The organism is Aureimonas pseudogalii (assembly GCF_014196835.1).
GTDB classification, from domain to species: Bacteria; Pseudomonadota; Alphaproteobacteria; order Rhizobiales; family Rhizobiaceae; genus Aureimonas; species Aureimonas pseudogalii.
In genome coordinates this window covers 25698-50188 of record NZ_JACIEK010000006.1, presented here as the reverse complement: position 1 = coordinate 50188, position 24491 = coordinate 25698, and the positions used below count along the sequence as shown (strand labels likewise).

Genomic DNA, 24491 nt, shown 5'->3' with positions numbered 1-24491 from the left:
GGAACGTCCGGTAGCCTTAACACGGCGTAAACCACGCGCGGGTAGATTGATACGGCAGGAGAACGCCGATGCAGACCCGCCAGAAGCGCAAATCGTGGCTCAAGCCGCTGATCGTCCCGGCCATTACGCTGCCGTGTCTCGTCTATTTCACGCAGCAATCGCAGAGTGGGCGCTACGGTGTGGAAGCTGGTGCCCAGATGGCGGCGGAGCTGACCCGGAAGACGCAGATGTACAATCGGCTCGTGGCGAACAGAAAAGGCCTGGAGCAGCGCGTACGTCTCCTCAGCGACGGGACGCTCGAACGTGATATGATCGACGAGCGTGCACGACGCGCGCTGAATATGTCCAACGACGACGAGATCACCATCTTGATGCCGAAAGGCTACGCAGCCGAATAACCGGATTGCGGTTCAAAAATGCTGCAAAGCAGCATATCAACCGTTTTCCAGTTAATGTGAGTTCCTGTCCTTGCCGACCCAATAGCCGCCGGTATAGTTGGCGAAAATTGGTCCACTGAGAGTGGGCGTCAAGGGATAGGAAGCCTCCATGGCCTCGGGCAAGCAGAAGAGCGGCGGCGTCGATGTCGCCGCGCAGGACGCCGCATCCTCCGCCGAAATCGTCAGGACCCTGAAGAGCTTCGATCCGCCGGCGCCGGCGGAGTTCTCGAAGGACGAGGAGCTGCGCGCCTATCGCGACATGCTGCTGATCCGTCGCTTCGAGGAAAAGGCCGGTCAGCTGTACGGCATGGGCTTCATCGGCGGCTTCTGCCACCTCTACATCGGTCAGGAGGCGGTCGTCGTCGGCATGCAGATGGCGATGAAGGAGGGCGACGAGGTCGTCACCGGCTATCGCGACCACGGCCACATGCTGGCCACCGGCATGGAATCGCGCGGCGTCATGGCCGAGCTCACGGGTCGCCGCTCCGGTTACTCGAAGGGCAAGGGCGGCTCCATGCACATGTTCTCGAAGGAGAAGCACTTCTACGGCGGCCACGGCATCGTCGGCGCGCAGGTCTCCATCGGCACCGGGCTTGCCTTCTCGAACCGCTACAAGGGCAACGACTCGGTCGCCATCACCTATTTCGGCGACGGCGCGGCGAACCAGGGGCAGGTCTACGAGAGCTTCAACATGGCTTCGCTGTGGAAGCTGCCGGTCATCTACGTGATCGAGAACAATCGCTACGCCATGGGCACCTCGGTGAACCGCGCCTCGGCCGAGACGAACTTCGCCCATCGCGGCATCTCCTTCAAGATCCCGGGCATTCAGGTGGACGGCATGGACGTTCGCGCCGTGAAGGCTGCGGGCGACCTTGCGATGAAGCACTGCCGCGAGGGCGAGGGCCCGATGATCCTCGAGATGATGACCTACCGCTATCGCGGCCACTCGATGTCCGATCCCGCAAAGTATCGCACGCGCGACGAAGTGCAGAAGATGCGCTCCGATCATGACCCGATCGAGCAGGTGCGCCAGCGTCTCGTCGAGGGCCACGGGATGACCGAAGACGAGTTGAAGGGCTACGACAAGGAAGTCCGCGACATCGTCGCCGACGCAGCCGAATTCGCCCAGAACGATCCCGAGCCGGACGTGTCGGAGTTGTGGACCGACATCTACGCCGACGCGATCCCCCAGGCAGCAGAGTAAGAGGGCGCCATGCCGACCGAGATTTTGATGCCCGCCCTCTCGCCCACGATGGAAGAGGGAACCCTCTCCAAATGGGTCAAGAACGAAGGCGACAGCGTCGCACCCGGCGACGTGATCGCCGAGATCGAGACCGACAAGGCGACGATGGAAGTCGAGGCCGTCGATGAAGGCGTTCTCGGCAAGATCGTCGTTCCCGCGGGCACCGAAGGCGTGAAGGTCAACGCGGTCATCGCGATCCTGCTTGCCGAGGGCGAGACCGCCTCCGACATCGGCTCGGCTGCCAAGTCCGAAGCACCGAAGGCAGAGGCGCCGGCAGAGGCCAAGCCGACTGCCGCCGAGGGCGACAAGTCGAAGCCGGCACCCGTTCCGGCGCAGGGCATGTCGCATCCCGAGCCCGACGATGCCGATGGCGACTATGCCGAGGAAATGCCGGCCGGCACCAAGACGGCGTCGCAGACCGTGCGCGAATCTCTGCGCGACGCGATGGCCGAGGAAATGCGCCGCGACGAGGCCGTCTTCCTCATGGGCGAGGAGGTCGCCGAGTACCAGGGCGCCTACAAGATCAGCCAGGGCCTACTCGAAGAGTTCGGCGCCCGCCGCGTGGTCGACACGCCCATCACCGAGCACGGCTTTGCCGGTCTCGGCGTCGGCGCGGCCTTCGGCGGCCTGCGTCCGATCGTCGAGTTCATGACCTTCAACTTCGCCATGCAGGCGATCGACCAGATCATCAACTCGGCCGCCAAGACGCTCTACATGGCGGGGGGGCAGATGGGCTGTCCCATCGTGTTCCGCGGCCCCAACGGCGCCGCCGCGCGCGTCGCCGCACAGCACAGCCAGGATTATGCCGCCTGGTACAGCCACATCCCTGGCCTCAAGGTCGTTCAGCCCTACACGGCGGCCGATGCCAAGGGCTTGCTGAAGTCGGCCATCCGCGACCCCAACCCCGTCATCTTCCTCGAGAACGAGATCCTCTACGGACAGTCCTTTGAGGTGCCGCAGAGCGACGACTGGACGGTGCCGATCGGCAAGGCCCGCGTTCACCGCAAGGGCAAGGACGTGACGATCGTCTCCTTCAGCATCGGCATGACCTATGCGATCGCCGCGGCCGAGCAGCTGGCGTCCGAGGGGATCGACGCGGAGGTCATCGATCTGCGCACCATCCGCCCGATGGATATCGACGCGATCGTGCGTTCGGTGAAGAAGACCAACCGGTGCGTCACTGTCGAGGAAGGCTGGCCACAGAACTCGATCGGCTCGCACATCGCTTCGGAACTGATGGTCCGCGCCTTCGACTATCTGGACGCACCGGTGTTGAAGGTCTGCGGCAAGGACGTGCCGATGCCATATGCCGCCAACCTCGAGAAGCTGGCGCTGCCCTCGGCCAAGGAAGTGGTCGAGGCGGTCAAAGCCGTCTGCTACCGCTGAGGAGGAGATGGCCAGAGCAGCGGATACTTGGCGCATCGCCTTCTCCATCTACTGGAAAGGCACGCTTCTAGGGCTTCTGGCCGCGGTGATCGCATCCGCAACGATCGGGTTCCTGCTCGGCTTTCTCGGCACGATGGTCGGCTACGTGGACCTTCATAAGTCGGTTGCCGCCCTTGCGGCGTTCTGGATCATCGGTCTCTTCTACGGCTTCGCTGCCTTCAACTATGTCTTTGCCCGGACCATTGGTGTCCAGTTCGGTCAATATCGTCTTGAGTTGGTCAAGGGACCAGACCTATCGGGAGGCATCTAATGCCCATCAACGTCACGATGCCCGCTCTTTCCCCGACCATGGAAGAAGGCAACCTTGCCAAGTGGCTGGTTAAGGAGGGCGATAAGGTCTCCTCCGGCGACATCATCGCCGAGATCGAGACCGACAAGGCGACCATGGAGGTCGAGGCGGTGGACGAGGGGACCGTGGCGAAGATCCTCGTTCCCGCCGGTACCGAAGGCGTGAAGGTCAACGCGGTGATCGCAATCCTCGTGGCCGAGGGTGAGAGCGCGGATGCAGCGACCGCAGGCGGCGCGACACCGGCCGCCAACTCGCCGAAGGCCGACGCCGCCGTGGTCGGCACGACCGCCGATGCCAAGAACGTCGGCGCGCGCGGTGACCAGCGGCCTGCCGAGACGGCCAAGACCGCCGGTGCTTCGGACGCGACGCCGAAGGACGGGGACAAGGGCAACCGTGTCTTCGCCTCTCCGCTGGCGCGTCGCATTGCCCGCGAGCAGGGCGTCGACATTCAGGTGGTGACGGGATCCGGTCCGCACGGGCGGATCGTGAAGTCCGACGTCGAAGGCTTCGACAAGAGTGCCGCGGCACCTGCGTCGAAAGCGACAACCGAGGCGCCGCGCGAGACCCAGCCCGCAGCGCCCCAGGCCGCACCCGCGCCGAAGGCTGCGAGCGACGACGCCGTGCTCAAGCTCTTCGCCGACGGATCCTACGAGAAGATCCCGCACGACGGCATGCGCAAGACGATCGCCAAGCGCCTCGTCGAGTCCAAGCAGACGGTCCCGCACTTCTACCTTTCCGTCGACTGCGAACTCGACGCGCTGCTGGCTCTGCGCAAGCAGTTGAACGCGGCCGCTCCGATCGTGAAGACCGAAGCGGGTGACCGCCCGGCCTATAAGCTGTCCGTCAACGACATGGTGATCAAGGCCATGGCAGGCGCGCTGAAGGCCGTGCCGAGCGCCAACGTCTCGTGGACCGAGAACGCCATGCTCAAGCATCGTCACGCCGATGTCGGCGTGGCCGTGTCGATCGACGGCGGGCTGATCACGCCGATCATCCGGCGCGCCGAGGAGAAGACGCTGTCGGCCATCTCCAACGAGATGAAGGATCTCGCCAAGCGGGCGCGCGCGCGTAAGCTGAAGCCCGAGGAGTACCAGGGCGGCACGACCGCGGTCTCCAATCTCGGCATGTTCGGGATCAAGGACTTCTCAGCCGTCATCAACCCGCCGCATGCGACCATTCTGGCTGTCGGCGCCGGTGAGGAGCGGGCCGTGGTGAAGAACGGTGCTGTGACGGTGGCGACGGTGATGACCGTGACGCTTTCGACCGACCATCGCGCGGTGGACGGAGCGCTGGGGGCCGAACTGATCTCGGCGTTCAAGGCGCTCATCGAGAACCCGATGAGCATGCTCGTCTGACCCTACGAACCTTCGCGCCGCTCGGCCGACTGGGAGATCCGGGGATGAAGACCATCCTGTGCTACGGCGATTCTCTGACCTGGGGCTATGATGCCGCAGGTCCGGGGCGCCATGCCTATGCGGACCGCTGGCCGTCCGTCGTGGAAGCCGAGCTCGGTTCGCAGGTGCGGATCATCGCGGAGGGGCTGAACGGGCGCACGACCGTCTACGACGACCCGCTTGCCGCAGCGGACCGGAATGGCGGACGTGTCCTCCCGACGCTTCTGGCGACGCACGAGCCCGTCGACATTCTCGTCATCGCGCTCGGGAGCAACGACCTCAAGCGCCATACCGGCGGCGGACGGGCCTTCGAGGCGAGCGAAGGCATCGCTCGGCTGATCGAGATCGTGCGCTCGTTTGCGTCGTCCTTTGCCTACGACTCACCGCAGATCCTGCTCGTCTCGCCGCCGGCTCTGGTGCCGACCGCCGACGCGGCCTTCGATGCCATGTTCGGGTTCGCCCTCGAGGAGTCGCAGCGCTTTGACGCAGCCTATGCGGCGCTCGCGGCCGAAAAGGGTTGCGATCACGTCGCCGCGTCCCGCATCTGCACCGCGACTCCTCTCGACGGCATCCATCTCGACGCCGAGAACACCGCCAAGCTCGGGCGCGCCATCGCCGAGGCCTTGCGCCCGATGCTGCTGCCGATTTCCTGAGGTCGCCCGCCGCGAGCGCGCGACCTTCGAATTGCTCGAACCCAAGTGGACTTCCAGCCATGGCCGACACCTACGACATCCTCATCATCGGCGGCGGACCAGGCGGATACGTCGCGGCGATCCGAGCGGCGCAGTTGGGCTTCAAGACGGCGGTGGTCGAGCGCGAGCACATGGGCGGCATCTGCCTCAACTGGGGCTGCATCCCCACGAAGGCGCTGCTGCGCTCGGCCGAGGTCTTCCACTACGCGGAGCATGGCGGGGATTACGGCCTAGAGATCGCCCGGCCGTCGTTCCAGATGGAAGCGGTGGTGAAGCGGTCGCGCGGCGTCTCGGCGCAGCTGAACGGCGGCGTCGCCATGCTGATGAAGAAGAACAAGATCGACATCATTTGGGGCGAGGCGAAGCTGACCAAGGCCGGCAAGGGCGGGCCCGTCGAGGTTTCCGTCGGCGATCCGTCGAAGCCCCCGGTCCAGCCGCAGAACCCCGTGCCCAAGGGTGTGCTCGGCCACGGAACCTACAAGGCCAAGCATGTCATCGTCGCGACCGGTGCCCGGCCGCGCGTGCTGCCCGGCATCGAGCCCGACGGCGATCGAATCTGGACCTATTTCGAGGCGATGAAGCCGGCGGCAATGCCGAAGTCGCTGATCGTCATGGGCTCGGGCGCGATCGGCATCGAGTTCGCCTCGTTCTATCGCACGATGGGCGCGGAGGTGACGGTGGTGGAGCTGCTGCCGCAGATCCTGCCGGTCGAGGATGCCGAGATCGCGGCGACGGCGCGCAAGCAATTCGAGAAGCAGGGGATGAAGATCCTCGTCGACGCGAAGGCGGCGAAGGTCTCGAAGTCCGCTGATGGCGTCGAAGTGACGATCGAGCAGGGCGGCAAGACACAGGTGCTGAACGCCGAGCGACTGATCTCGGCGGTCGGCGTTCAGGGCAATACCGAGGGTCTGAACCTCGAAGGCGTCGGCGTTGCGGTCGAGCGTGGTCTGGTGAAGATCGACGCGTTCGGCCGCACGAATGTCGAGGGCGTCTACGCCATCGGCGACGTCGCAGGCGCGCCGATGCTGGCACATAAGGCGGAGCACGAGGGCACGATCTGCGTCGAGGCGATCAAGGGTCTGGACGCCCATCCGCTGAAGAAGACGCAGATCCCCGGCTGCACCTACTGCCAGCCGCAGATCGCCTCGGTGGGCCTGACGGAGGCCAAGGCCAAGGAGGCGGGGCGGGAGATCAAAGTCGGTCGTTTCCGCTTCATCGGCAACGGTAAGGCGATCGCGCTCGGCGAGCCCGAGGGCATGGTGAAGACCGTGTTCGATGCCAAGACCGGCGAATTGCTCGGCGCTCACATTGTGGGGGCGGAGGTCACCGAACTCATCCAGGGCTTCGTCATCGCCATGGGATTGGAGACGACGGAAGAAGAGCTGATGCACACGGTCTTCCCGCATCCGACCCTGTCGGAAACGATGCACGAGAGCGTTCTCGACGCCTACGGCAAGGTCATTCACATGTAGAGACGTCGGCCTCGTTGCATTTTGAGCTGTCGATGCCGGATTCTCTCATCACGCTACCTTGACCCGCCATATTTTCGTCCATCTACCCTTCGGGCGAGCAAAAGTGCCGCAGGTTGAATAGGAGTTGGGTATGAACGGCGTCGGAATTATCATGTCGATTATCCTTGGCGGTCTCGCCGGGTTTATCGCCGAAAAGATCATGAAGGCCAATGTCGGCCTTCTCACCAACATCATTCTCGGCATCGTGGGTGCGCTGTTCCTAAACTTCATTCTCGGCCTGCTGGGCGTCTACACCGCTCCGTCGCTGGTCGTGCAGTTCATCGTCGCCATCGTCGGCGCGTGCATCCTTATCTTCCTGTGGCGTGCCATTCGCGGCCGCGCGTAGTCCGCGTTGCGTCCGGCGGTGGCCTATCCTAAGTAGGCTTCATGGTCACCGTTCTGGACAGTCGCTCCGTGGCCGGGGCTCCGCCCCGTCCACGTCATCCCGAAAAGGCTCGCAAGCCCGACTCGGTGGTTCTCCCGAAGCCCGACTGGATTCGGGTCAAGGCTCCGGTCTCGGCGGGTTATCAAGAAACCCGTGAGATCGTGAAGGCCGGCAATCTCGTCACCGTGTGTGAAGAAGCCGGTTGCCCCAACATCGGCGGTTGTTGGGAGAAGAAGCACGCAACCTTCATGATCATGGGCGGCATCTGCACGCGTGCCTGCGCGTTCTGCAACGTCGCCACGGGCATGCCCAACGCACTGGATCGCGACGAGCCGGCGAGCGTCGGTCGAGCAGTGGCGAAGATGGGCCTCAGCCACGTCGTCATCACATCGGTCGATCGCGACGACCTCCCCGATGGCGGCGCGCAGCATTTCGTCGAGACGATCCGTGCGATCCGCGCTTCGGCGCCTGGAACCACGATCGAGATTCTGACGCCGGATTTCCTGCGTAAGCCGGGAGCACTCGAAACGGTCGTCGCCGCAAGACCCGACGTCTTCAACCACAATCTCGAAACGGTGCCGTCCAACTATCTGACGGTTCGTCCGGGCGCTCGGTATTTCCATTCCATTCGCCTGCTGCAGCGGGTGAAGGAACTCGATCCGACGATCTTCACGAAATCCGGCATCATGGTCGGGCTCGGCGAGGAGCGGAACGAGGTGCTGCAGCTCATGGATGATCTGCGGACTGCGGACGTCGATTTCCTCACGATCGGTCAATACCTTCAGCCGACCCGCAAGCACCACGCGGTCATTCGGTATGTGACGCCCGAGGAGTTCAAATCCTTTGAGACGGTGGGCTACACCAAGGGGTTTCTCGTGGTGGCTTCGAGCCCGCTGACCCGCTCGTCTCATCATGCCGGCGAGGATTTCGAGAAGTTGAAGGCGGCGCGGTTGGCGCGGCCGTCCGTGGCGGCGTGAGCTGACGTTTCGGGATGCCGAAATTCAACAACACTCGCATCGTCCATCACTCGCCCGACGAGATGCTGGCGCTCGTTGCGGACGTCGAGTCCTATCCGGAGTTTCTACCGCTCTGCCAACGCCTTGTCGTGCGGTCGCGACGGGAGCGCGAGGGCAAGACGCTGCTCATCGCCGACATGACGGTCGCCTACAAGATGATCCGCGAGACGTTCACCTCGCAGGTTCTCTTGCGGCCGGATGATCACGAGATCGACGTCAAGTATGTCGACGGGCCGTTCCGCTATCTCGAAAACCGCTGGACCTTCCGCCCGCATCCTTCTGGTTGCGAAGTCGGGTTCTTCATCGACTACGAATTCAAGAGCCGGACGCTCGGTCTCCTGATGGGCTCGATGTTCGACTATGCGTTCCGGCGTTTTGCAACGGCTTTCGAGGAGCGCGCCGATCGGATCTATCCGAAAACCGCTGCGGGCGCTTAGCGGTTATCGGCACGGGTCGAGGTTGGATAGGGCCGCCCCGTCTGCAGCGCTAGTCAGTTGCGGACGGGGTGATCTCCAGGATCAATTCCAGCGCCTGCCGGACGCTCGCTTCCCGCACCGCGTTTCGCCCGATGTCGCCGAACCGGCATTCTCGATGAAGGATCGCTCGATCGGTTGCAACTGCGAAGTGAACGAGGCCGACCGGCTTGGCCGTCGATCCGCCGCCGGGACCGGCGATCCCGGTGATCGCCACTGCGACGTCGGCTCGCGAGTGAGCCAACGCGCCTTTTACCATCGCCTCGGCGACGGAACAGGAGACGGCCCCCTCCGACTCGATGAGAGGGGCGGGAACGCCGATCATTTCGGTCTTCGCCGCGTTCGAATAGGTGACGAAGCCGCGATCGAGGACGGCGGAGGATCCGGCGATGCCGGTCACCGCGCCTGCGACGAGGCCTCCGGTGCAGGACTCCGCCGTCGCGAGCATCAGCCCGCCCGCCTGCAGACGCCGCACGACCTTCCCTGCAAGTTCATCGATCGTCCCCGCCATGGGTTCAGTCTCCGTAGACGACGCTGGCCGTCGCGATCGCGGCGATACCCTCGCGGCGGCCGACGAAGCCGATGGTCTCGTTCGTCGTCGCCTTGACCGAGATACGATCGGGCGACAGGCCCGTCATGTCGCCGATCGCTCGGACCATGGCCTCGCGGTGCGGCGCGACCTTCGGGGCTTCGCTGATCAGCGTGATGTCGACGTTGCAGATCCGGCCGCCCTTCGCCGTCACCAGAGACACCGCGTGCCGGACGAAACGGTCCGACGACGCACCACGCCATTGCGGATCGCTCGGCGGAAAATGCGTGCCGATGTCACCGGCGCCGCAGGTCGCCAGCAGTGCGTCGGTGAGGGCATGCAAACCGACGTCGGCGTCGGAATGGCCGAGGAGCGTCTGATCGTGGGGAATGCGGACACCGCAGAGGGTCACATGGTCGCCGGGCACGAGTTGGTGCACGTCGTATCCGTTTCCGGTTCGAACGTCGATCAAGGCGGTCTCCTTCAGATGGCGGTCGGCTGCGGCGATTTCGCTGGCGAGCGTCAGTTTCACGTTGTCGGACGAACCAGGGATCAGGCTGACGGGTTGGCCGATCCATTCCGCGATCGAGGCGTCGTCGGTGAAGGTGGCATCGGCCTCGACGGACGCGCGAGCATGGGCGTCGCGGATCAGATCATAGCGGAAGCCCTGTGGAGTCTGTGCGGCAAAGAGGCCGGCGCGATCGACGGTTCCCTCCACCAGACCATTCACCCCTCGTTTGATCGTGTCGGCGAGCGGCAGAACGGGAAGCGCGGCACCGTCCGTCTCGGCGCCGAGCGCCACGGCTTCGATGAGGTCCGGCGTGACGAACGGGCGAACCGCATCGTGAATGAGGACGACGCCCGGCGGATCGGACGCGAGCGCCTCAAGACCGCAGCGCACGGACGCCTGACGCGTGGCGGCACCGACGACGAACTCGATCCGGTCGAGATGGTCGGCGAGCGCGTCGGCGGCGAGGGCGCCGTCGTCGGCGTGGATGACGACCACGATGCGGCCGATCCGCTCCGACGGGAGAAAGGCCGCAACCGTGTGGGCGATGACGGGGCGCCCGCCGATCGGACGGTACTGTTTCGGCCCGCCCACCAGTCCGCCGGCCCGCTCGCCGCGCCCGGCCGCCACGATGATCACCCCGATGTCCGCCTTCCGCATCGCATTCCCTCTGTGCGGCCCTGCGAAGACCACAAACCAAAGGATCGAACAAGCTTGCGCGGCGACCTTTTCCAAACGGCGAAGCCTCCGGCAGGCGACGACGCAGCGCAGCAATTTTTGTGCAGATGACGCCATTTTGCTTGTCAGATGGGCATGCCTCGATATGGTACATCCATGCTGACGAATCTATCGCCATCTGCTCGAGGTGACGCGCAATTGAGCGAGTCCAAGTCACATGCGGAGTCATGGGTCGTTCACCTCGCGGGTGAGCCGCTTGCGCAGGTCTTTCTGGCGCCACTCTCGGGCATCACCGATGTGCCGTTTCGAACGCTCGTCCGCTCGTTCGGAACGAAGATGGTCTATTCCGAAATGGTGGCGAGCGGCGAGATCTTGAAGGGCGATGCGGAGAGCCGGATGCGGGCGGGCGCGGACGGGCAGGGGCTTCATGCCGTTCAGCTCGCCGGACGCGACGCCGATGCGATGGAAGCCGCCGCGCGGCTCGTCGCGGGCGAGGGCGCCGATCTCGTCGACATCAACATGGGATGCCCAGCCAAGAAGGTGGTGGGAGGTCTCTCCGGCGCCTCGCTGATGCGCGATCTCGATCAGGCGACACGCCTGATCGAGGCGACCGTGCGCGGCGCCGGCACCGTGCCGGTGACACTGAAGATGCGGCTTGGCTGGGATCGGACCTCGATCAACGCACCCGAACTGGCCCGCCGAGCGGAAGGCGCCGGCATCCGGCTGGTGACGGTGCACGGGCGAACCCGCGACCAGTTCTACGAGGGCGCGGCGGACTGGACTGCGATCCGGGCCGTCAAGGCGGCAGTGTCGATTCCCGTGGTCGCCAACGGCGATCTCGTGACGGCGGAGCAACTCGCACCGATGCGCGAAGCGAGCGGCGCGGATGCCGTCATGGTCGGCCGGGGCGCCTGCGGGCGTCCGTGGTTTCCGGCCGTTCTCGCCGGGCAGATGAGCGAAGCGAGTTGGCGTCGGAGCCTCGCCGACCTCGTCGCCGCACATTACGAGGCGATGCTGCGCCACTACGGCGCGACGGTGGGCGTGCGTCATGCCCGCAAGCACCTGGGCTGGTATCTCGACGGGTTCGCCGATGCCACGGGGAGCGATCTCGCCGCCGACCGGTCGGCACTTCTGCGCGAAGGCGACCCGACCCTCGTGGCTCGCCGCCTGAAGGCTCTCTTCGGCCGAAGCACCATTGCCGATGTCGAGCGGCCCGACGCGACCGATCGAAAGGCTGCCTGACGCGATGCCCCCTTCAGACGACGCGCGCTTCTCGCCCACCGAGACCGGTGTTCTCAACGCGCTTCCCCATCCGGTCTTTGTGCTCGGCCCCGACAACCAGTTCGCCTTCGTGAACTCCGACGCCGAACAGTTCTTCTCGGCCGGTGCGGCGAGCCTGGCCAAGCGCAAGCTCGGCGACTTCATTCCGCTCGACAGCCCGATCTTCGCGCTCATCGACCAGGTTCGCCTGAACCACGGTCGGATCAGCGAGTACCGCGTGGACGTCTCGTCGCCGCGGCTCGGCGGCGAGCGCTTGGTCGATGTCTACGTGTCCGGCATGACGGATCGTCCCGAGCATGTCGTGGTGATGATCCAGCTTCGCTCGATCGCCGACAAGATGGATCGCCAGCTGACGCACCGCTCGGCGGCGCGCACAGTCACGGGTCTGGCGGCGATGCTGGCCCACGAGATCCGCAATCCGCTGTCGGGGATCAAGGGCGCGGCGCAGCTTCTCGAAACCGCGGCGAGCGACGACGACCGCGTGCTGACGCGGCTGATTCAGGAGGAGAGCGACCGGATCGTGAAGCTCGTCGATCGGATGGAGGTCTTTTCCGACCAGCGGCCGATCGAGCGCTCGGCCGTCAACATCCATTCGGTGCTGGAACACGTGAAGACGCTGGCCAAGAGCGGCTTCGCGCGCGGCATTCGCATCCACGAGACCTACGACCCCTCGCTTCCGTCGGTCTACGCCAACCGCGACCAGCTCGTTCAGGTGTTCATCAACCTCTTGAAGAACGCCAGCGAGGCTGTGGCCGGGCGCGAGGATGGCGAGATCCGCCTCTCCACCGCCTTCCGGCCGGGCGTGCGCCTGTCGGTGCCGGGCACGAAGACCCGCGTCACGCTGCCGCTGGAGTTCATCGTTGAGGACAACGGGGTCGGCGTGCCCGACGACATTCGCGAGCACATCTTCGATCCCTTCGTCACCACCAAACCGAGCGGAACCGGGCTCGGCCTCGCGCTCGTCGCCAAGATCATCGGCGACCATGGCGGCGTGATCGAATGCGACTCGCATTCGGGGCACACGAGCTTTCGCGTCCTCATGCCGGCCTGGACCGATCCGAAACGGCCGGACGAGCCGGCCAACCAAATTCAGGGAAGGCGGCCCCGCTGATGGCGACGTCTCAGATTCTCGTGGCGGACGACGACGCCGCGATCCGGACCGTGATCTCGCAGGCCCTGATGCGCGCCGGCTTCGAGGTGCGCGTCACCTCGAACATCGCCACCCTCTGGCGCTGGATCAGCTCGGGCGACGGCGATCTCGCCATCACCGACGTGCTCATGCCCGACGGCAACATCTTCGACATGCTGCCGAAGATCAAGAACACCCGGCCCGATCTGCCGGTGGTCGTCATGAGCGCACAGAACACGTTCATGACGGCGATCAAGGCGTCGGAGAAGGGCGCCTACGACTACATTCCGAAGCCCTTCGACCTCACCGAACTCGTCTCGATCGTGCGCCGTGCGCTGGCCGAGCCGAAATCGCCGGCGCGGCTGGCCGGGCCGGACGAGGGCGCCGAGGCCATTCCTCTCGTCGGGCGATCGCCCGCGATGCAGGACATCTATCGGGCTCTCGCCCGCATGATGCAGACCGACCTGACGGTGACGATCACCGGCGAGTCCGGCACCGGCAAGGAGCTCGTGGCGCGCGCGCTCCACGACTACGGCCGCCGCCGCAAGGGGCCGTTCGTCGCCATCAACATGGCGGCGATCCCGCGCGACCTCATCGAGTCCGAACTGTTCGGCCACGAGAAGGGCGCCTTCACCGGCGCCCAGAGCCGAACGAGCGGGCGCTTCGAGCAGGCTGAGGGCGGCACGCTGTTTCTCGACGAGATCGGCGACATGCCGATGGAGGCGCAGACGCGCCTGCTGCGCGTTTTGCAGCAGGGCGAATACACCGTGGTCGGCGGGCGCACCCCGATCGCGACCGACGTGCGCATCGTCTCGGCGACGAACAAGGATCTGCGCCAGCTGATCCAGCGCGGTCTGTTCCGTGAGGATCTGTTCTACCGGCTGAACGTCGTGCCGCTCCGGCTTCCGCCGCTGCGCGAGCGCATCGAGGATCTCGTCGATCTGACGAACCACTTCTTCACGATCGTCCAGCGCGAGGGTCTGTCGCGCAAGACGCTGACGCCGGGCGCGCTCGACGTGATGCGCCGCTACAACTGGCCGGGCAACGTGCGCGAGCTCGAGAATCTCGTGCGGCGGCTGAGTGCGCTTTATCCGCAGGACGAGATCTCGGCGGAACTGATCGAGCACGAACTGGCAAACGACCACGCGAAGTCACTGAGCGGCGAGCACGACGCGACGAAGCCGATCGACCTGTCTGCCTCGGTCGAGCGCTATCTGTCGGACTATTTCGCATCCTTCGGCAACGACCTGCCGCCGCCCGGACTGCACGGCCGTATCTTGCGCGAGGTCGAATATCCACTGATCGCCGCCGCGCTGGCCGCAACGCGGGGCAACCAAGTGAAGGCGGCAGATCTGCTCGGGGTCAACCGCAACACGCTGCGCAAGAAGATCCGCGACCTCGACATTTCCATCGTTCGCTCAATTCGTTAAGATCGACGAAATTTTTCGTTGCATTTTAGACACAATGAGTTGCAATCATGCCACGTGATTCACGGTGGGCATGGAATGACGGTACAGGCGACGACAACGGACGGAGAGATGCCGGTGCGGGGAGAGCGCCGGCGCTTCATGCTGGTGCCCGGCATTCTCGCCGTGGTCGGCGCGCTGGTCACCGGTGCGATCTCCTTCGTCGTCCTCATGGGGCTGACGCCGATCGCGCCGACCGACCGGGTGGTTACCATCGCCTCGACGGCCAACGGCCTGTTCGTGCTGCTGCTCTGCACGCTGATCGGGCGCGAAGTGCTGCGGATGACCCGGGCGCGGCAGCACGGCAAGGCGGCCTCGCGGCTGCATGTGCGGATCGTCGTGCTCTTCGCCATCGTCGCGGCGCTGCCGGCGCTGCTCGTCGCCGTGGTCGCCGGCATCACGCTCGACCTCGGTCTCGACCGCTGGTTCGAGATCCGCACGCGCACGATCGTCGATTCGTCGATCAGCGTCGCCAAGGCCTATGTCAACGAGAACGCCCGCAACCTGCAGGGCTCGACCATGTCGATGGCGTTCGACCTCGGGGCGCAGCGCCAACTCTTCGACCTCGACCGCACGGGGTTCCAGCAGTTGATGACCGAGCAGGCCAAGGGGCGTTCGCTCCTCGGCGCGCAACTCCTCGCCAGCGACGGCGTGCCTTTCCTCAGAGCCGAAGTGCCGGTCGAGCGGCCCCTTCCAGCCCCTCCCACCGACGCGTTGGAGCAGGCGGCGGAGGGCAATCTCGTCTTCATTCCACCGGGCGTGACCAATCTCGTGGGCGCGGTGACGCGCCTGCGCGCTTTCGGCGACGTCTATCTCTACACGGTGCGCGTGGTCGATCCCGAGGTGATCTCGGCGCTTCGGCTGATGGAGGATCGCACCGCCGAATATTCGAGCCTCAAGGCCAACCGCTTCAACCTGCAGATCGCCTTCGCGCTCCTCTATCTCGGCATCACCTTGATCGTGCTGCTCTCGGCGATCTGGACGGGCATCGGCGTCGCCGACCGTCTGGTGCGCCCGATCCGCCTGTTGATCGGGGCGGCAGACGAAGTATCGGAGGGCAATCTGGGTGTTTCCGTGCCGGTGCGCGCCTCGGACGGCGACGTCGGATCGCTGTCGAACACGTTCAACACCATGATCCGGCAGCTTCGCAGCCAGCGCCATGAACTGGTCAACGCCAAGGATCAGATCGACGAGCGCCGTCGCTTCACAGAGGCGGTTCTGTCGGGCGTGACGGCGGGCGTCATCGGTGTCGACGAGGACGCGCGGATCTCGATGCTGAACCCTTCGGCGGAGCGCATTCTCGCGAAATCCTCGGACGAGGCGATGGGCCAGCCGCTCGCGGCGCTCTTCCCGATGATTGCCGGCGTCTACGATGCCGCGCGTCAGTCCCGCCATCCCGAGTACCAGGAGCAGATCAAGCTGCGGGCGCGCGAGCGCGAGCGGGTGTTGACGATCCGCGTCACCTCGCAGGATGTCGGCGAGCGCGCCCATCCGAGCGTCGTCACGATCGACGACATCACCGATCTCGTGGACGCGCAACGCTCCTCTGCCTGGGCCGACGTCGCCCGCCGCATCGCCCACGAGATCAAGAACCCGCTGACGCCGATCCAGCTTTCGGCCGAGCGGATCCGACGACGCTACGGCAAGATGATCGAGGGAGATCGCGAGGTCTTCGATCGCTGCGTCGACACGATCATCCGGCAGGTCTCCGACATCGGGCGGATGGTCGACGAATTCTCGACCTTCGCCCGCATGCCCAAGCCCAAGCTGGAGGACCGCGACCTGCGCGAGGCTCTTCGCGAGGCGGTCTTCATGCGCGAGATGGGCGACCATGGCGTCACGTTCGAGACGCGTTACGGCGACGAGCCGATGCTCGGCTCCTTCGACATCCGCCTTCTGAGCCAAGCCTTCGGAAACCTCGTGAAGAACGCGGTCGAGGCGATGGAATCGCTGGAGGATCATGCCGGTCGCATTGCGATCCTCGCCCGCACCGAAGGCGGCCTCCACGTGGTCGAGATCGCCGACAATGGTCGTGGCTTCCCGAAGGAGGATCGTGATCGGTTGCTCGAGCCCTATATGACGACGCGCGAAAAGGGCACGGGCCTCGGCCTCGCGATCGTGCGCAAGATCGTCGAGGAACACGGCGGCACGATCGAGCTCGACGACAACCCGAACGAGCCGCAAGGCGCGCTCGTCCGGATCCGACTCCCCGCAACCGGAACGTCCGAGACTGGGCTTGCCGATGCGAAACGAACACGCACGAACGAAGATGGTGAACGCTGATGGCATCGGACATTCTGGTCGTCGATGACGAGGCCGACATTCGGGACCTCGTCGCCGGTATTCTCGAGGACGAGGGCCACGAGACCCGCACCGCCGGGAGCTCGGACACCGCGCTGCAGTCGATCGCCGACCGCGTGCCGCGGCTGATCTTCCTCGACATCTGGCTTCAGGGCAGCCGGCTCGACGGGTTGGATCTCCTCGACGCGATCAAGGCGCAGCACCCGGAAGTGCCGGTGGTGATGATCTCCGGCCACGGCAACATCGAGACCGCCGTGTCGGCCATTCGCCGGGGCGCCTACGACTATATCGAGAAGCCCTTCAAGGCCGATCGCCTCGTCATCGTCGCCGAGCGGGCGCTGGAGAATTCCAAGCTCAAGCGCGAGGTCTCCGACCTGCGCCGCCGCTCGTCCGATTCGCCGGAGCTCCTCGGCAAGTCGCACCCGATGAACCAGCTGCGCTCGACCATCGAGCGGGTGGCGCCGACCAACAGCCGCGTCATGATCCTCGGGCCCTCCGGCTCCGGCAAGGAGATGGTGGCGCGCGCCATCCATGCCGCTTCCGCTCGTGCCAAGGGACCGTTCGTGGCTCTGAACGCGGCGGCGATCACGCCCGAGCGCATGGAGGTCGAGCTTTTCGGCACCGAGACCCCGCCGGGCGTCGAGCGCAAGGTCGGCGCGCTGGAGGAGGCCCATGGCGGCATCCTCTATCTCGACGAGGTCGGCGACATGCCGCGCGAGACGCAGAACAAGATCCTGCGCGTCCTGACCGAGCAGACCTTCGAGCGCGTCGGCGGCGCCAAGAAGGTGAAGGTGGACGTGCGCATCGTCTCATCGACGGCGCAGAACCTCGAGTCGTTGATGGCCGAGGGCACGTTCCGCGAGGACCTTTTCCACCGTCTCGCCGTGGTGCCGATCATGGTGCCTCCGCTCTCGGAGCGCCGGGCGGACATTCCCATGTTGATCGACGCGTTCATGCGCCAGATCGGCGAGCAGACGGGCATTCGGCCGAAGGCGCTGAGCCCCGAGGCGTTGGCCGTGCTGCAGTCGAGCGACTGGCCCGGCAACATCCGTCAGCTGCGCAACAACATCGAACGTCTGATGATCCTGTCACGCTCCGACGGATCGGAGGCGATCTCGGCCGACATGCTGCCGCACGAGGTGGGCGACATGCTGCCGCGCACGCCGAGCCAGTCGGACGGGCGCATCCTCGCTCTGCCGCTGCGCGACGCCCGCGAGGTGTTCGAGAAGGAGTATCTGGTGGCGCAGATCAACCGGTTCGGCGGCAACATCTCGCGCACCGCCGAGTTCGTGGGCATGGAGCGCTCGGCGCTCCACCGCAAGCTGAAATCGCTCGGTATCTGAGCGCGGCGCAGGGACGGCAACCGTGAAGATCGTGATCTGCGGCGCGGGGCAGGTGGGCTACGGCATCGCCGAAAGCCTCGCCGCCGAGGGCAACGACGTGACGGTGATCGACACGTCGCCGACGCTGATCGCGCGCATCCGTGAGACCATCGACGCGCGCGGCATCGTCGGCCACGGCGCCTTTCCCGAGGTGCTGACCGAGGCGGGCGCGGCGGAAGCCGACATGCTGATCGCCGTGACGCTGCACGACGAGGTCAACATGGTGGCCTGCCAGGTCGCGCACTCGCTCTTCAACGTGCCGACCAAGATCGCTCGCATCAGGTCGCAGGCCTATCTCGACACCCGCCACGAATCGCTCTTCTCAAGCGATAGCCTGCCGATCGACGTCGTGATTTCGCCGGAACTCGAGGTCGCGCAGATGGTGCTGCGCCGGATCGCCCTGCCGGGTGCGCTCGACACCGTGCGCTTTTCCGACGAGGCGATCACGCTGCTGGCGATCGAATGCCGGGAGGATTGTCCGATCTTGGCGACGCCGCTCGGCCAACTGTCGGAACTGTTTCCCGATCTCGGCGCCACCGTCGTCGGTATCATGCGGGACGATGCGATCTTCATTCCCAACTCGGTCGATCAACTCTACGCCGACGATCTCGCCTATGTGGTGGTGGAGCAGATCCGCGTCCGGCGCACCCTGACGCTGTTCGGCCACGAGGAGCCCGACGTCGGCCGCATCGTCATCGCCGGCGGCGGCAATGTCGGGGTCGCGGTGGCGCGGGCGATGGAGAAGCAGCGCCTCGCGTCGAAGCTCCGAATCATCGAAGCCGATCGCGCCCGCGCGTTGCATGTCGCGGACGAGTTAAAGAAGACCATCGTGCTGCACGGCAGCGCGCTCGACCCCGCCATTCTCGAAGAAGCGGAAATCGGCGACGCCGACCTTCTCGTCAGCCTCACCAACGACGATCAGGTCAACATCCTGTCGAGCGCCATGGCGAAGCGCCTGGGCGCCAAGTCGAACATGGCGCTGCTCAACGGGCGCCCGTTCCAGGCGCTGGCTAAGAGCGTCGGCATCGACGCGGTGATCAGCCCGAAGTCGGTGACCATCTCGCGCATTCTCCAGCACGTTCGCCGCGGCCGCATCCGGGCCGTCCATTCGGTGCAGAATGGGCTGGCCGAGGTCATCGAAATCGAGGCGCTGGAAACCTCGCCGCTGGTCGGCCAGCCGCTGAAGGACCTCAACCTGCCCGACGGCATGCGGATCGGCGCCGTCTCGCGAAACGGCGTCTTCATGCGTCCGAACGCACAGACGCGCATACGCCCAAAGGACCGCGTCGTCATCTTCATGCTGTCGGGATCGGTGCGGCAGGTCGAGCAGTTCTTCCGGGTGCGGCTCGAATTCTTCTGAGCGCGGTCGCCTCGCTTGAAAGCCCGGGCGGGACGTGGTCGAGATATACGACGACGGATGCATCGCCTCGCGAGAATCGAGGAGATCGTTCGACGGTCGCGGGGCGGTATCGCCTCGCGAGAAGAAACAAGCAGGATCCCGCCGGTCATCGACGGGGCAAGCCAAGAACAAGATCGGAACGTCCCGCATGGCCGAGCGCGCCCAGAATCTCCAGGATCTCTTCCTCAACACCGTCCGCAAGCAGAAGATCTCGCTGACGATCTTTCTCGTCAACGGCGTCAAGCTGACCGGCGTCGTCACGTCGTTCGACAATTTTTGCGTCCTGCTGCGCCGCGACGGGCACTCGCAACTCGTCTACAAACACGCCATATCCACGATCATGCCGTCGCAGCCCGTCAACATGAACGAAGGCGGGGACGAGCCCGGGAAAGACTGATTGACCGACCACGATAGCGACAGCGCGCCGAGAGGCCCGATCGAACACAGTCAAGCGGTAACGAGGGCGGGGGTCTTCGTTCCCGTTCTCCGGCAGCGCAACAGCGCGGCGGAGGTCGCGGAGGGCGTGAAGCGCTCCGACGAAGATCGCCTGATCGAGGCCGAGGGCCTCGCCGCGGCGATCGATCTCGACATCGTCGCGCGCGCCGTCATCACGGTATCGAAGGCGCAGCCAGCGACGCTCTTCGGCTCGGGCAAGGTCGAGGAGATGAAGGCGCTCGTCGAGGAGCAGAAGATCGGCCTCGTCATCGTCGATCATCCGCTGACGCCGGTGCAGCAGCGCAATCTCGAGAAGGAACTCAACACCAAGGTGCTCGATCGCACCGGATTGATCCTCGAGATCTTCGGTCGGCGTGCCCGCACGAAGGAAGGCCGGCTGCAGGTCGAACTGGCCCATCTCAACTACCAACGCGGCCGTCTGGTCCGCTCGTGGACCCATCTGGAGCGCCAGCGCGGTGGCGCCGGCTTCCTCGGCGGTCCCGGCGAGACGCAGATCGAGTCGGATCGTCGCCAGCTTCAGGACAAGATCAAGAAGCTGGAGAAGGAACTGGAGCAGGTGCGTCGCACTCGCACGCTGCACCGAGCCAAGCGGAAGAAGGCCCCGCATCCGGTGATCGCCCTCGTCGGCTATACCAATGCCGGCAAGTCGACGCTGTTCAACAAGATCACCGGTGCCGACGTGCTGGCCAAGGATCTGCTCTTTGCGACGCTCGACCCGACCTTGCGGCGGATCGCGCTCTCGCACGGCACCGAGGTGATCTTCTCCGACACGGTGGGTTTTATTTCCGACCTGCCGACACATCTCGTGGCGGCGTTTCGTGCCACGCTCGAAGAGGTGATGGAGGCCGAGATCGTGCTGCATGTGCGCGACATGTCGGACCCCGACGCGCGGGCACAGGCAGCCGACGTCGAGAAGATCCTGGCCGATCTCGAGATCGACACCGGCGATGCCGAGCACGTGGTCGAGATCTGGAACAAGATCGACCGGCTGGACGAGACCGGACGCGCTCATCTGGAGGCGTCGGCTGCCTCGCAGCCGGGCGGGCGAACCGTGCACATGGTCTCGGCGCTGACCGGTGAGGGGCTCGAACCCCTGCTGGCCGACATCGAGCGGCGCATCGCCGGTCGCGCCGATCAGGTGGAACTCGACATCCCCTCGGACAGCATGCAGCTTCTGCCCTGGCTCTACGAGAACTCGATCGTGCGCGAGCGCGAGGATCTTGAGGACGGGGGCGTGCATCTGGTGCTCGACGTCACCCAGCAGGCCCGCACCGACCTGCAGCGCATGGGCGCGCGTTATCCCAACGTGCGGATGGATTGAGCGTTTAGATCGGCGGGCCGGCGGTGCCTTTGGCGGACACCCAAAGCGCTTCCTGCTCGTCGAGCGACAGATCCTTGAGTTCACACGACGCGCGTTTGGCCGCCGCCTCCATGGCGGCGAATCGACCGCGGAACTTCGCGACGGTGCGGCGCAACGCCTTTTCGGGATCGATCTCGGCACGCCGGGCGAGATTGACCGCCGTGAAGAGAATGTCGCCGAGTTCGTCCTCCTGCGCGTCGCGGTCTCCCAAAGCGGCTGCGGCTTCGAACTCGTCGGTCTCCTCGCGGAGCTTGGCGACGATCGGCGCAAGTTCGGTCCAGTCGAAGCCGACGGTGGCCGCTTTCTCCTGAACCTTGCGCGCCAACAGCAGCGAGGGGAACGCGCCGGGCACGGCGTCGAGCAGGCCGTCGTGCGAACTTGCGTCCATGGTCGAAGTCCAGTCGCCCGGCAGCGACACGCCAGTCTCCAATGCGGCCTGCCGGCGCTGCCGCAATTCTAGACGCTCGCACTTTTCCTCGGCCTTGATGCGCTCCCACTGGCCCTTGGCCGAACGGGCGGTGCGCGCGGTCTCGTCGCCGAACACGTGCGGATGCCGGCGGATCATCTTGCGCGTCACCGTCTCCACGACGTCCTCGAAGTCGAACAGCGCTTCCTCGGCAGCCAGTTGCGCGAAGTAGACGACCTGCAGCAGCAGATCGCCGAGTTCCTCGCGCAGATCCTCCGGGTCGCGCCGCTCGATGGCATCGACGACCTCGTAGGTCTCCTCGATCGTGTAGGGCACGATCGTGTCGAAGCTCTGCGCGACGTCCCACGGGCATCCCGTCTCGGGATCGCGCAGCGCCCGCATGATCTCCACCAATCGCCGGACGTCCCGAGAGGGTTGCATGATCGCGCGCTCGCTGCTGATGGTCATCTGCGACCTGTGCCAGCCCCATGCCCCGGTGGTCAATCGCGCGTGTGCTCGAGGCTTGCTGGCAGAGGGGACGGGACGACCGACCACGGGCGCTTGCCGGTGTCGCATGCTGGCGTTCCCGCAGCGTTGACATTCGTTCGACCGCGCTCGAAGCTCTCGCGAAGGACGCCGGTCGAGCACGGCGCGAACAGGAAGCCAAAGGGACGGAAGGTCCGGGTCTTTCTCGGGAGGAAACGACGATGCCGACCTCGCGCCCCCGGGAGGACTGCCTGCGCGCGCCGCGTGGAGATACCACGCGGCTCGAGCATGCCGAGGTCGCAGGTCGGTTTCATTTGATGCCGGCCGGTGCGCCCCCCGCCGGTCGTCCATCCCCTTCGATAGAAACCGCGTTTGGTTCGACAGCGCTCCCCCGTCGCGCGGCCGCGGACCGACGCCGAGTTCCTGCATGCCCGAAGCCCTTTCCTGCAGCCATCGCGATCCGCGAGGTCGCTTCCCCGTCAGATTAGTCGGAAGCCAAACCGGGCCTCGCGCGCAGCGTATGGGCGGGTCGTGTCCGTCCGGAGGTTCCCTCCGCCGAAGCCGCTTCGGCTCGGCGTCGTGCGATGGCGGGAGAGCCTTCGTCCCGTTTCCGTAAGCCTTCGCGATTATCCGCTCCCACTCCGACCCGCTTCCGAAAGGTTGCCATGACCGACGCACCGTCTTCCATCGACCTCTCGTTCTCGCTGGCCGGCAAGTCGGCCCTCGTCACCGGGTCAGGCTCGGGTATCGGGACCGCCATCGCCACCGCCTATGCCGAGAAGGGCGCGCGCGTCGCCGTGCTCGACATTCAGGCCGAAGCCGCCGAGGCCACCGCGCGACGGATCGGCGGCGGCGCCATCGCGCTTCGTTGCGACGTCGCCGATCCCGCTTCCGTCGAGGCCGCGCTCGCGGCCGTGGTCGAGGCACTCGGCGGGCTCGACATCGCCGTCAACAGCGCCGGCATCGTCGCACTGGCGCCGGCGGACGAGTTGACGCTCGACGCCTGGGACCGGACGATCGCCGTCAACCTGAAAGGCACCTTCCTCGTCTCGCAGGCCGCCGGCCGGGCGATGATCGCGCGCGGCAAGGGGGGCAAGATCGTCAACCTCGCCTCGCAGGCCGGCACGGTCGCCATTGAGGAGCACGCCGCCTATTGCGCCTCGAAGTTCGGCGTCATCGGCCTGTCGAAGACGCTCGCCGCCGAATGGGGCCGGCACGGCATCACCGTCAACACGATCTCGCCGACGATCGTCCTGACGGAACTCGGCAAAGCGGCCTGGGGCGGCGCGAAGGGCGAGGCGGCGAAGGCGCGCATTCCCGTGGGGCGGTTCGCCTATCCCGGCGAGATCGCCGCCGCCGCGGTGTTTCTTGCCTCTGGCGGCGCCGACATGATCAACGGCGCCGACCTTCTGGTCGATGGAGGCTACACGATCCTCTGACCTTTCCGAAGAACGGGCCGTCTCCCATACAGCGTTTCACTGAAATCGCTGCTCGACGCGGACGCCGCGTCGCCCGCGCTGCGCCGACACCTCCGATCGAGGACATGATCCATGCAGACCTTTCTTAGTGCCGGCGGCGGCGAGATCGTTCTCGCGATGGCGGCGCGCATCGTCGAGAACAAGGCCTGCATGTCGGAGATCGGCGACGGCGACCATGGCGTGAACATGGCCAAGGGCTTCGGCATGGCGGCCGAGCGCCTGTGCGAGGCGGACACCACGTTCGACGCCGCGATGACGACCCTTGGCAAGGTGCTGATGGGCGAGATCGGCGGCTCGATGGGGCCGCTCTACGGCATGATGGTCACCGAGTTCGCCGAGGCGATCGAAGGGCGCGACATGATCGATCCCGCCGCCTTTTCCACGATGCCGCACAGGGGGCTGGAGGGGGTCCAGTCGATTGGTTCGGCGGAGATCGGCGACAAGACGCTGGTCGATACGCTCGCGCCTACGGTGGAGGCCTTCGACTCGGCCCTGGCCGAGGGCCGCTCCTTCGCAGAAGCGCTGGATGCGCTGACCGCGGCGGCCGAGGTCGGGCGCGACTCGACGATCGATCTCGTCGCCTGCAGCGGCCGCGCAGGTCGGCTTGGCGAGCGTTCGCGTGGCGTGCTCGACGCCGGCGCCACCTTCTGCGCGATGATTCTAACGGTTCTCGCAGAGGGCGCGAAGGCTCGGCTCTCGCCCTGATCCACAGCGTCGAAGCCTATCGCGGTAAGGGTCCGCCGACG

General features: G+C 65.6%; 23 protein-coding genes. 20 read left to right on the top strand and 3 right to left on the bottom strand.

Features of this window, described 5'->3' with window-relative positions; translation table 11 throughout:
- Positions 1 to 68: 68 nt before the first annotated feature.
- From GGR04_RS12390 to GGR04_RS12345, 10 genes are all read left to right on the top strand, one after another.
- Complete coding sequence (locus GGR04_RS12390; protein ID WP_183200208.1) at positions 69 to 398, top strand: FtsB family cell division protein; 330 nt, start codon at positions 69 to 71, stop codon at positions 396 to 398.
- A gap of 298 nt (positions 399 to 696) precedes the next feature.
- The gene (pdhA, locus tag GGR04_RS12385; protein ID WP_246393146.1) at positions 697 to 1641 is read left to right on the top strand and encodes a pyruvate dehydrogenase (acetyl-transferring) E1 component subunit alpha; all 945 of its coding nucleotides are present in this window, start codon (positions 697 to 699) and stop codon (positions 1639 to 1641) included.
- 9 nt (positions 1642 to 1650) lie between these two features.
- On the top strand, positions 1651 to 3066 hold the full coding sequence (locus GGR04_RS12380; RefSeq protein ID WP_183200207.1) for a pyruvate dehydrogenase complex E1 component subunit beta: 1416 nt from the start codon (positions 1651 to 1653) through the stop codon (positions 3064 to 3066).
- Between the two features lie 7 nt (positions 3067 to 3073).
- On the top strand, positions 3074 to 3376 hold the full coding sequence (locus GGR04_RS12375) for a hypothetical protein (RefSeq protein ID WP_183200206.1): 303 nt from the start codon (positions 3074 to 3076) through the stop codon (positions 3374 to 3376).
- Positions 3376 to 4770, top strand: a complete 1395-nt coding sequence (locus tag GGR04_RS12370; protein ID WP_183200205.1) for a pyruvate dehydrogenase complex dihydrolipoamide acetyltransferase — start codon at positions 3376 to 3378, stop codon at positions 4768 to 4770. Before GGR04_RS12375 ends, GGR04_RS12370 begins: the two co-directional genes overlap by 1 nt.
- Before the next feature lie 44 nt (positions 4771 to 4814).
- The gene (locus GGR04_RS12365) at positions 4815 to 5462 is read left to right on the top strand and encodes an SGNH/GDSL hydrolase family protein (RefSeq protein ID WP_183200204.1); all 648 of its coding nucleotides are present in this window, start codon (positions 4815 to 4817) and stop codon (positions 5460 to 5462) included.
- Between the two features lie 59 nt (positions 5463 to 5521).
- Positions 5522 to 6973: a dihydrolipoyl dehydrogenase gene (gene lpdA / locus GGR04_RS12360; RefSeq protein ID WP_183200203.1), complete on the top strand. Its 1452-nt coding sequence runs from the start codon at positions 5522 to 5524 to the stop codon at positions 6971 to 6973.
- A 130-nt stretch (positions 6974 to 7103) separates the two neighbouring features.
- The gene (locus tag GGR04_RS12355) at positions 7104 to 7358 is read left to right on the top strand and encodes a GlsB/YeaQ/YmgE family stress response membrane protein (protein ID WP_183200202.1); all 255 of its coding nucleotides are present in this window, start codon (positions 7104 to 7106) and stop codon (positions 7356 to 7358) included.
- A 41-nt stretch (positions 7359 to 7399) separates the two neighbouring features.
- The gene (lipA, locus tag GGR04_RS12350) at positions 7400 to 8374 is read left to right on the top strand and encodes a lipoyl synthase (protein ID WP_183200201.1); all 975 of its coding nucleotides are present in this window, start codon (positions 7400 to 7402) and stop codon (positions 8372 to 8374) included.
- 14 nt (positions 8375 to 8388) lie between these two features.
- Positions 8389 to 8850: a type II toxin-antitoxin system RatA family toxin gene (locus GGR04_RS12345; RefSeq protein ID WP_183200200.1), complete on the top strand. Its 462-nt coding sequence runs from the start codon at positions 8389 to 8391 to the stop codon at positions 8848 to 8850.
- A 49-nt stretch (positions 8851 to 8899) separates the two neighbouring features.
- On the opposite strand, the gene GGR04_RS12340 is transcribed toward GGR04_RS12345, so the two are convergent.
- Together GGR04_RS12340 and GGR04_RS12335 are read right to left on the bottom strand one after the other, a co-directional pair.
- A complete protein-coding gene (locus GGR04_RS12340; RefSeq protein ID WP_183200199.1) occupies positions 8900 to 9397 on the bottom strand; it encodes a CinA family protein in 498 nt (165 codons plus the stop codon).
- A 4-nt stretch (positions 9398 to 9401) separates the two neighbouring features.
- Positions 9402 to 10583, bottom strand: a complete 1182-nt coding sequence (locus GGR04_RS12335; RefSeq protein ID WP_183200198.1) for a bifunctional 2-C-methyl-D-erythritol 4-phosphate cytidylyltransferase/2-C-methyl-D-erythritol 2,4-cyclodiphosphate synthase — start codon at positions 10581 to 10583, stop codon at positions 9402 to 9404.
- Positions 10584 to 10757: 174 nt separating this feature from the next.
- On the opposite strand from GGR04_RS12335, the gene GGR04_RS12330 reads away from it, so the two are divergent.
- The 8 genes from GGR04_RS12330 (at position 10758) to hflX (ending at position 21336) form a co-directional block, all read left to right on the top strand.
- Positions 10758 to 11843 (top strand): tRNA dihydrouridine synthase, encoded by a 1086-nt coding sequence (locus GGR04_RS12330; RefSeq protein ID WP_183200197.1) that lies wholly within the window; start codon positions 10758 to 10760, stop codon positions 11841 to 11843.
- A 4-nt stretch (positions 11844 to 11847) separates the two neighbouring features.
- Positions 11848 to 12993: a two-component system sensor histidine kinase NtrB gene (locus tag GGR04_RS12325; RefSeq protein ID WP_183200196.1), complete on the top strand. Its 1146-nt coding sequence runs from the start codon at positions 11848 to 11850 to the stop codon at positions 12991 to 12993.
- Positions 12993 to 14441, top strand: coding sequence for a nitrogen regulation protein NR(I) (gene ntrC, locus GGR04_RS12320; protein WP_183200195.1), 1449 nt, complete (start codon positions 12993 to 12995; stop codon positions 14439 to 14441). The genes GGR04_RS12325 and ntrC overlap by 1 nt, the downstream gene beginning before the upstream one ends.
- A gap of 108 nt (positions 14442 to 14549) precedes the next feature.
- A complete protein-coding gene (locus tag GGR04_RS12315) occupies positions 14550 to 16760 on the top strand; it encodes a sensor histidine kinase NtrY-like (RefSeq protein WP_246393138.1) in 2211 nt (736 codons plus the stop codon).
- Positions 16760 to 18121: a nitrogen assimilation response regulator NtrX gene (gene ntrX / locus GGR04_RS12310; protein ID WP_183200193.1), complete on the top strand. Its 1362-nt coding sequence runs from the start codon at positions 16760 to 16762 to the stop codon at positions 18119 to 18121. The genes GGR04_RS12315 and ntrX overlap by 1 nt, the downstream gene beginning before the upstream one ends.
- 22 nt (positions 18122 to 18143) lie before the next feature.
- Positions 18144 to 19520: a Trk system potassium transporter TrkA gene (gene trkA / locus GGR04_RS12305; RefSeq protein ID WP_183200192.1), complete on the top strand. Its 1377-nt coding sequence runs from the start codon at positions 18144 to 18146 to the stop codon at positions 19518 to 19520.
- Positions 19521 to 19707: 187 nt separating this feature from the next.
- Positions 19708 to 19956 carry an RNA chaperone Hfq gene (gene hfq / locus GGR04_RS12300; RefSeq protein WP_183200191.1) on the top strand — a complete coding sequence of 83 codons (249 nt, stop codon included), beginning with the start codon at positions 19708 to 19710 and terminating at the stop codon, positions 19954 to 19956.
- A gap of 39 nt (positions 19957 to 19995) precedes the next feature.
- Positions 19996 to 21336, top strand: a complete 1341-nt coding sequence (gene hflX / locus GGR04_RS12295) for a GTPase HflX (protein ID WP_183200368.1) — start codon at positions 19996 to 19998, stop codon at positions 21334 to 21336.
- A 4-nt stretch (positions 21337 to 21340) separates the two neighbouring features.
- On the opposite strand, the gene mazG is transcribed toward hflX, so the two are convergent.
- Complete coding sequence (gene mazG / locus GGR04_RS12290) at positions 21341 to 22222, bottom strand: nucleoside triphosphate pyrophosphohydrolase (protein ID WP_183200367.1); 882 nt, start codon at positions 22220 to 22222, stop codon at positions 21341 to 21343.
- Positions 22223 to 22932: 710 nt separating this feature from the next.
- Here mazG and GGR04_RS12285 point away from each other — a divergent pair.
- Together GGR04_RS12285 and dhaL are read left to right on the top strand one after the other, a co-directional pair.
- On the top strand, positions 22933 to 23706 hold the full coding sequence (locus GGR04_RS12285; protein WP_183200190.1) for a GolD/DthD family dehydrogenase: 774 nt from the start codon (positions 22933 to 22935) through the stop codon (positions 23704 to 23706).
- Positions 23707 to 23817: 111 nt separating this feature from the next.
- On the top strand, positions 23818 to 24450 hold the full coding sequence (gene dhaL, locus GGR04_RS12280) for a dihydroxyacetone kinase subunit DhaL (RefSeq protein WP_183200189.1): 633 nt from the start codon (positions 23818 to 23820) through the stop codon (positions 24448 to 24450).
- The last annotated feature ends 41 nt before the right edge of the window (positions 24451 to 24491 follow it).

Bases quoted from the DNA above. Each gene is read 5' to 3' on its own strand.
- hfq (WP_183200191.1), top strand. From the start codon at position 19,708: ATGGCCGAGCGCGCCCAGAATCTCCAGGATCTCTTCCTCAACACCGTC.
- GGR04_RS12335 (WP_183200198.1), bottom strand. From the start codon at position 10,583: ATGCGGAAGGCGGACATCGGGGTGATCATCGTGGCGGCCGGGCGCGGC.
- GGR04_RS12285 (WP_183200190.1), top strand. From the start codon at position 22,933: ATGACCGACGCACCGTCTTCCATCGACCTCTCGTTCTCGCTGGCCGGC.
- mazG (WP_183200367.1), bottom strand. From the start codon at position 22,222: ATGCAACCCTCTCGGGACGTCCGGCGATTGGTGGAGATCATGCGGGCG.
- GGR04_RS12375 (WP_183200206.1), top strand. From the start codon at position 3,074: ATGGCCAGAGCAGCGGATACTTGGCGCATCGCCTTCTCCATCTACTGG.
- ntrC (WP_183200195.1), top strand. From the start codon at position 12,993: ATGGCGACGTCTCAGATTCTCGTGGCGGACGACGACGCCGCGATCCGG.
- GGR04_RS12340 (WP_183200199.1), bottom strand. From the start codon at position 9,397: ATGGCGGGGACGATCGATGAACTTGCAGGGAAGGTCGTGCGGCGTCTG.
- lipA (WP_183200201.1), top strand. From the start codon at position 7,400: ATGGTCACCGTTCTGGACAGTCGCTCCGTGGCCGGGGCTCCGCCCCGT.
- GGR04_RS12355 (WP_183200202.1), top strand. From the start codon at position 7,104: ATGAACGGCGTCGGAATTATCATGTCGATTATCCTTGGCGGTCTCGCC.
- GGR04_RS12315 (WP_246393138.1), top strand. From the start codon at position 14,550: ATGCCGGTGCGGGGAGAGCGCCGGCGCTTCATGCTGGTGCCCGGCATT.
- ntrX (WP_183200193.1), top strand. From the start codon at position 16,760: ATGGCATCGGACATTCTGGTCGTCGATGACGAGGCCGACATTCGGGAC.
- pdhA (WP_246393146.1), top strand. From the start codon at position 697: ATGCTGCTGATCCGTCGCTTCGAGGAAAAGGCCGGTCAGCTGTACGGC.
- GGR04_RS12365 (WP_183200204.1), top strand. From the start codon at position 4,815: ATGAAGACCATCCTGTGCTACGGCGATTCTCTGACCTGGGGCTATGAT.
- GGR04_RS12325 (WP_183200196.1), top strand. From the start codon at position 11,848: ATGCCCCCTTCAGACGACGCGCGCTTCTCGCCCACCGAGACCGGTGTT.
- dhaL (WP_183200189.1), top strand. From the start codon at position 23,818: ATGCAGACCTTTCTTAGTGCCGGCGGCGGCGAGATCGTTCTCGCGATG.
- GGR04_RS12330 (WP_183200197.1), top strand. From the start codon at position 10,758: ATGCTGACGAATCTATCGCCATCTGCTCGAGGTGACGCGCAATTGAGC.
- GGR04_RS12390 (WP_183200208.1), top strand. From the start codon at position 69: ATGCAGACCCGCCAGAAGCGCAAATCGTGGCTCAAGCCGCTGATCGTC.
- GGR04_RS12380 (WP_183200207.1), top strand. From the start codon at position 1,651: ATGCCGACCGAGATTTTGATGCCCGCCCTCTCGCCCACGATGGAAGAG.
- GGR04_RS12345 (WP_183200200.1), top strand. From the start codon at position 8,389: ATGCCGAAATTCAACAACACTCGCATCGTCCATCACTCGCCCGACGAG.
- GGR04_RS12370 (WP_183200205.1), top strand. From the start codon at position 3,376: ATGCCCATCAACGTCACGATGCCCGCTCTTTCCCCGACCATGGAAGAA.
- lpdA (WP_183200203.1), top strand. From the start codon at position 5,522: ATGGCCGACACCTACGACATCCTCATCATCGGCGGCGGACCAGGCGGA.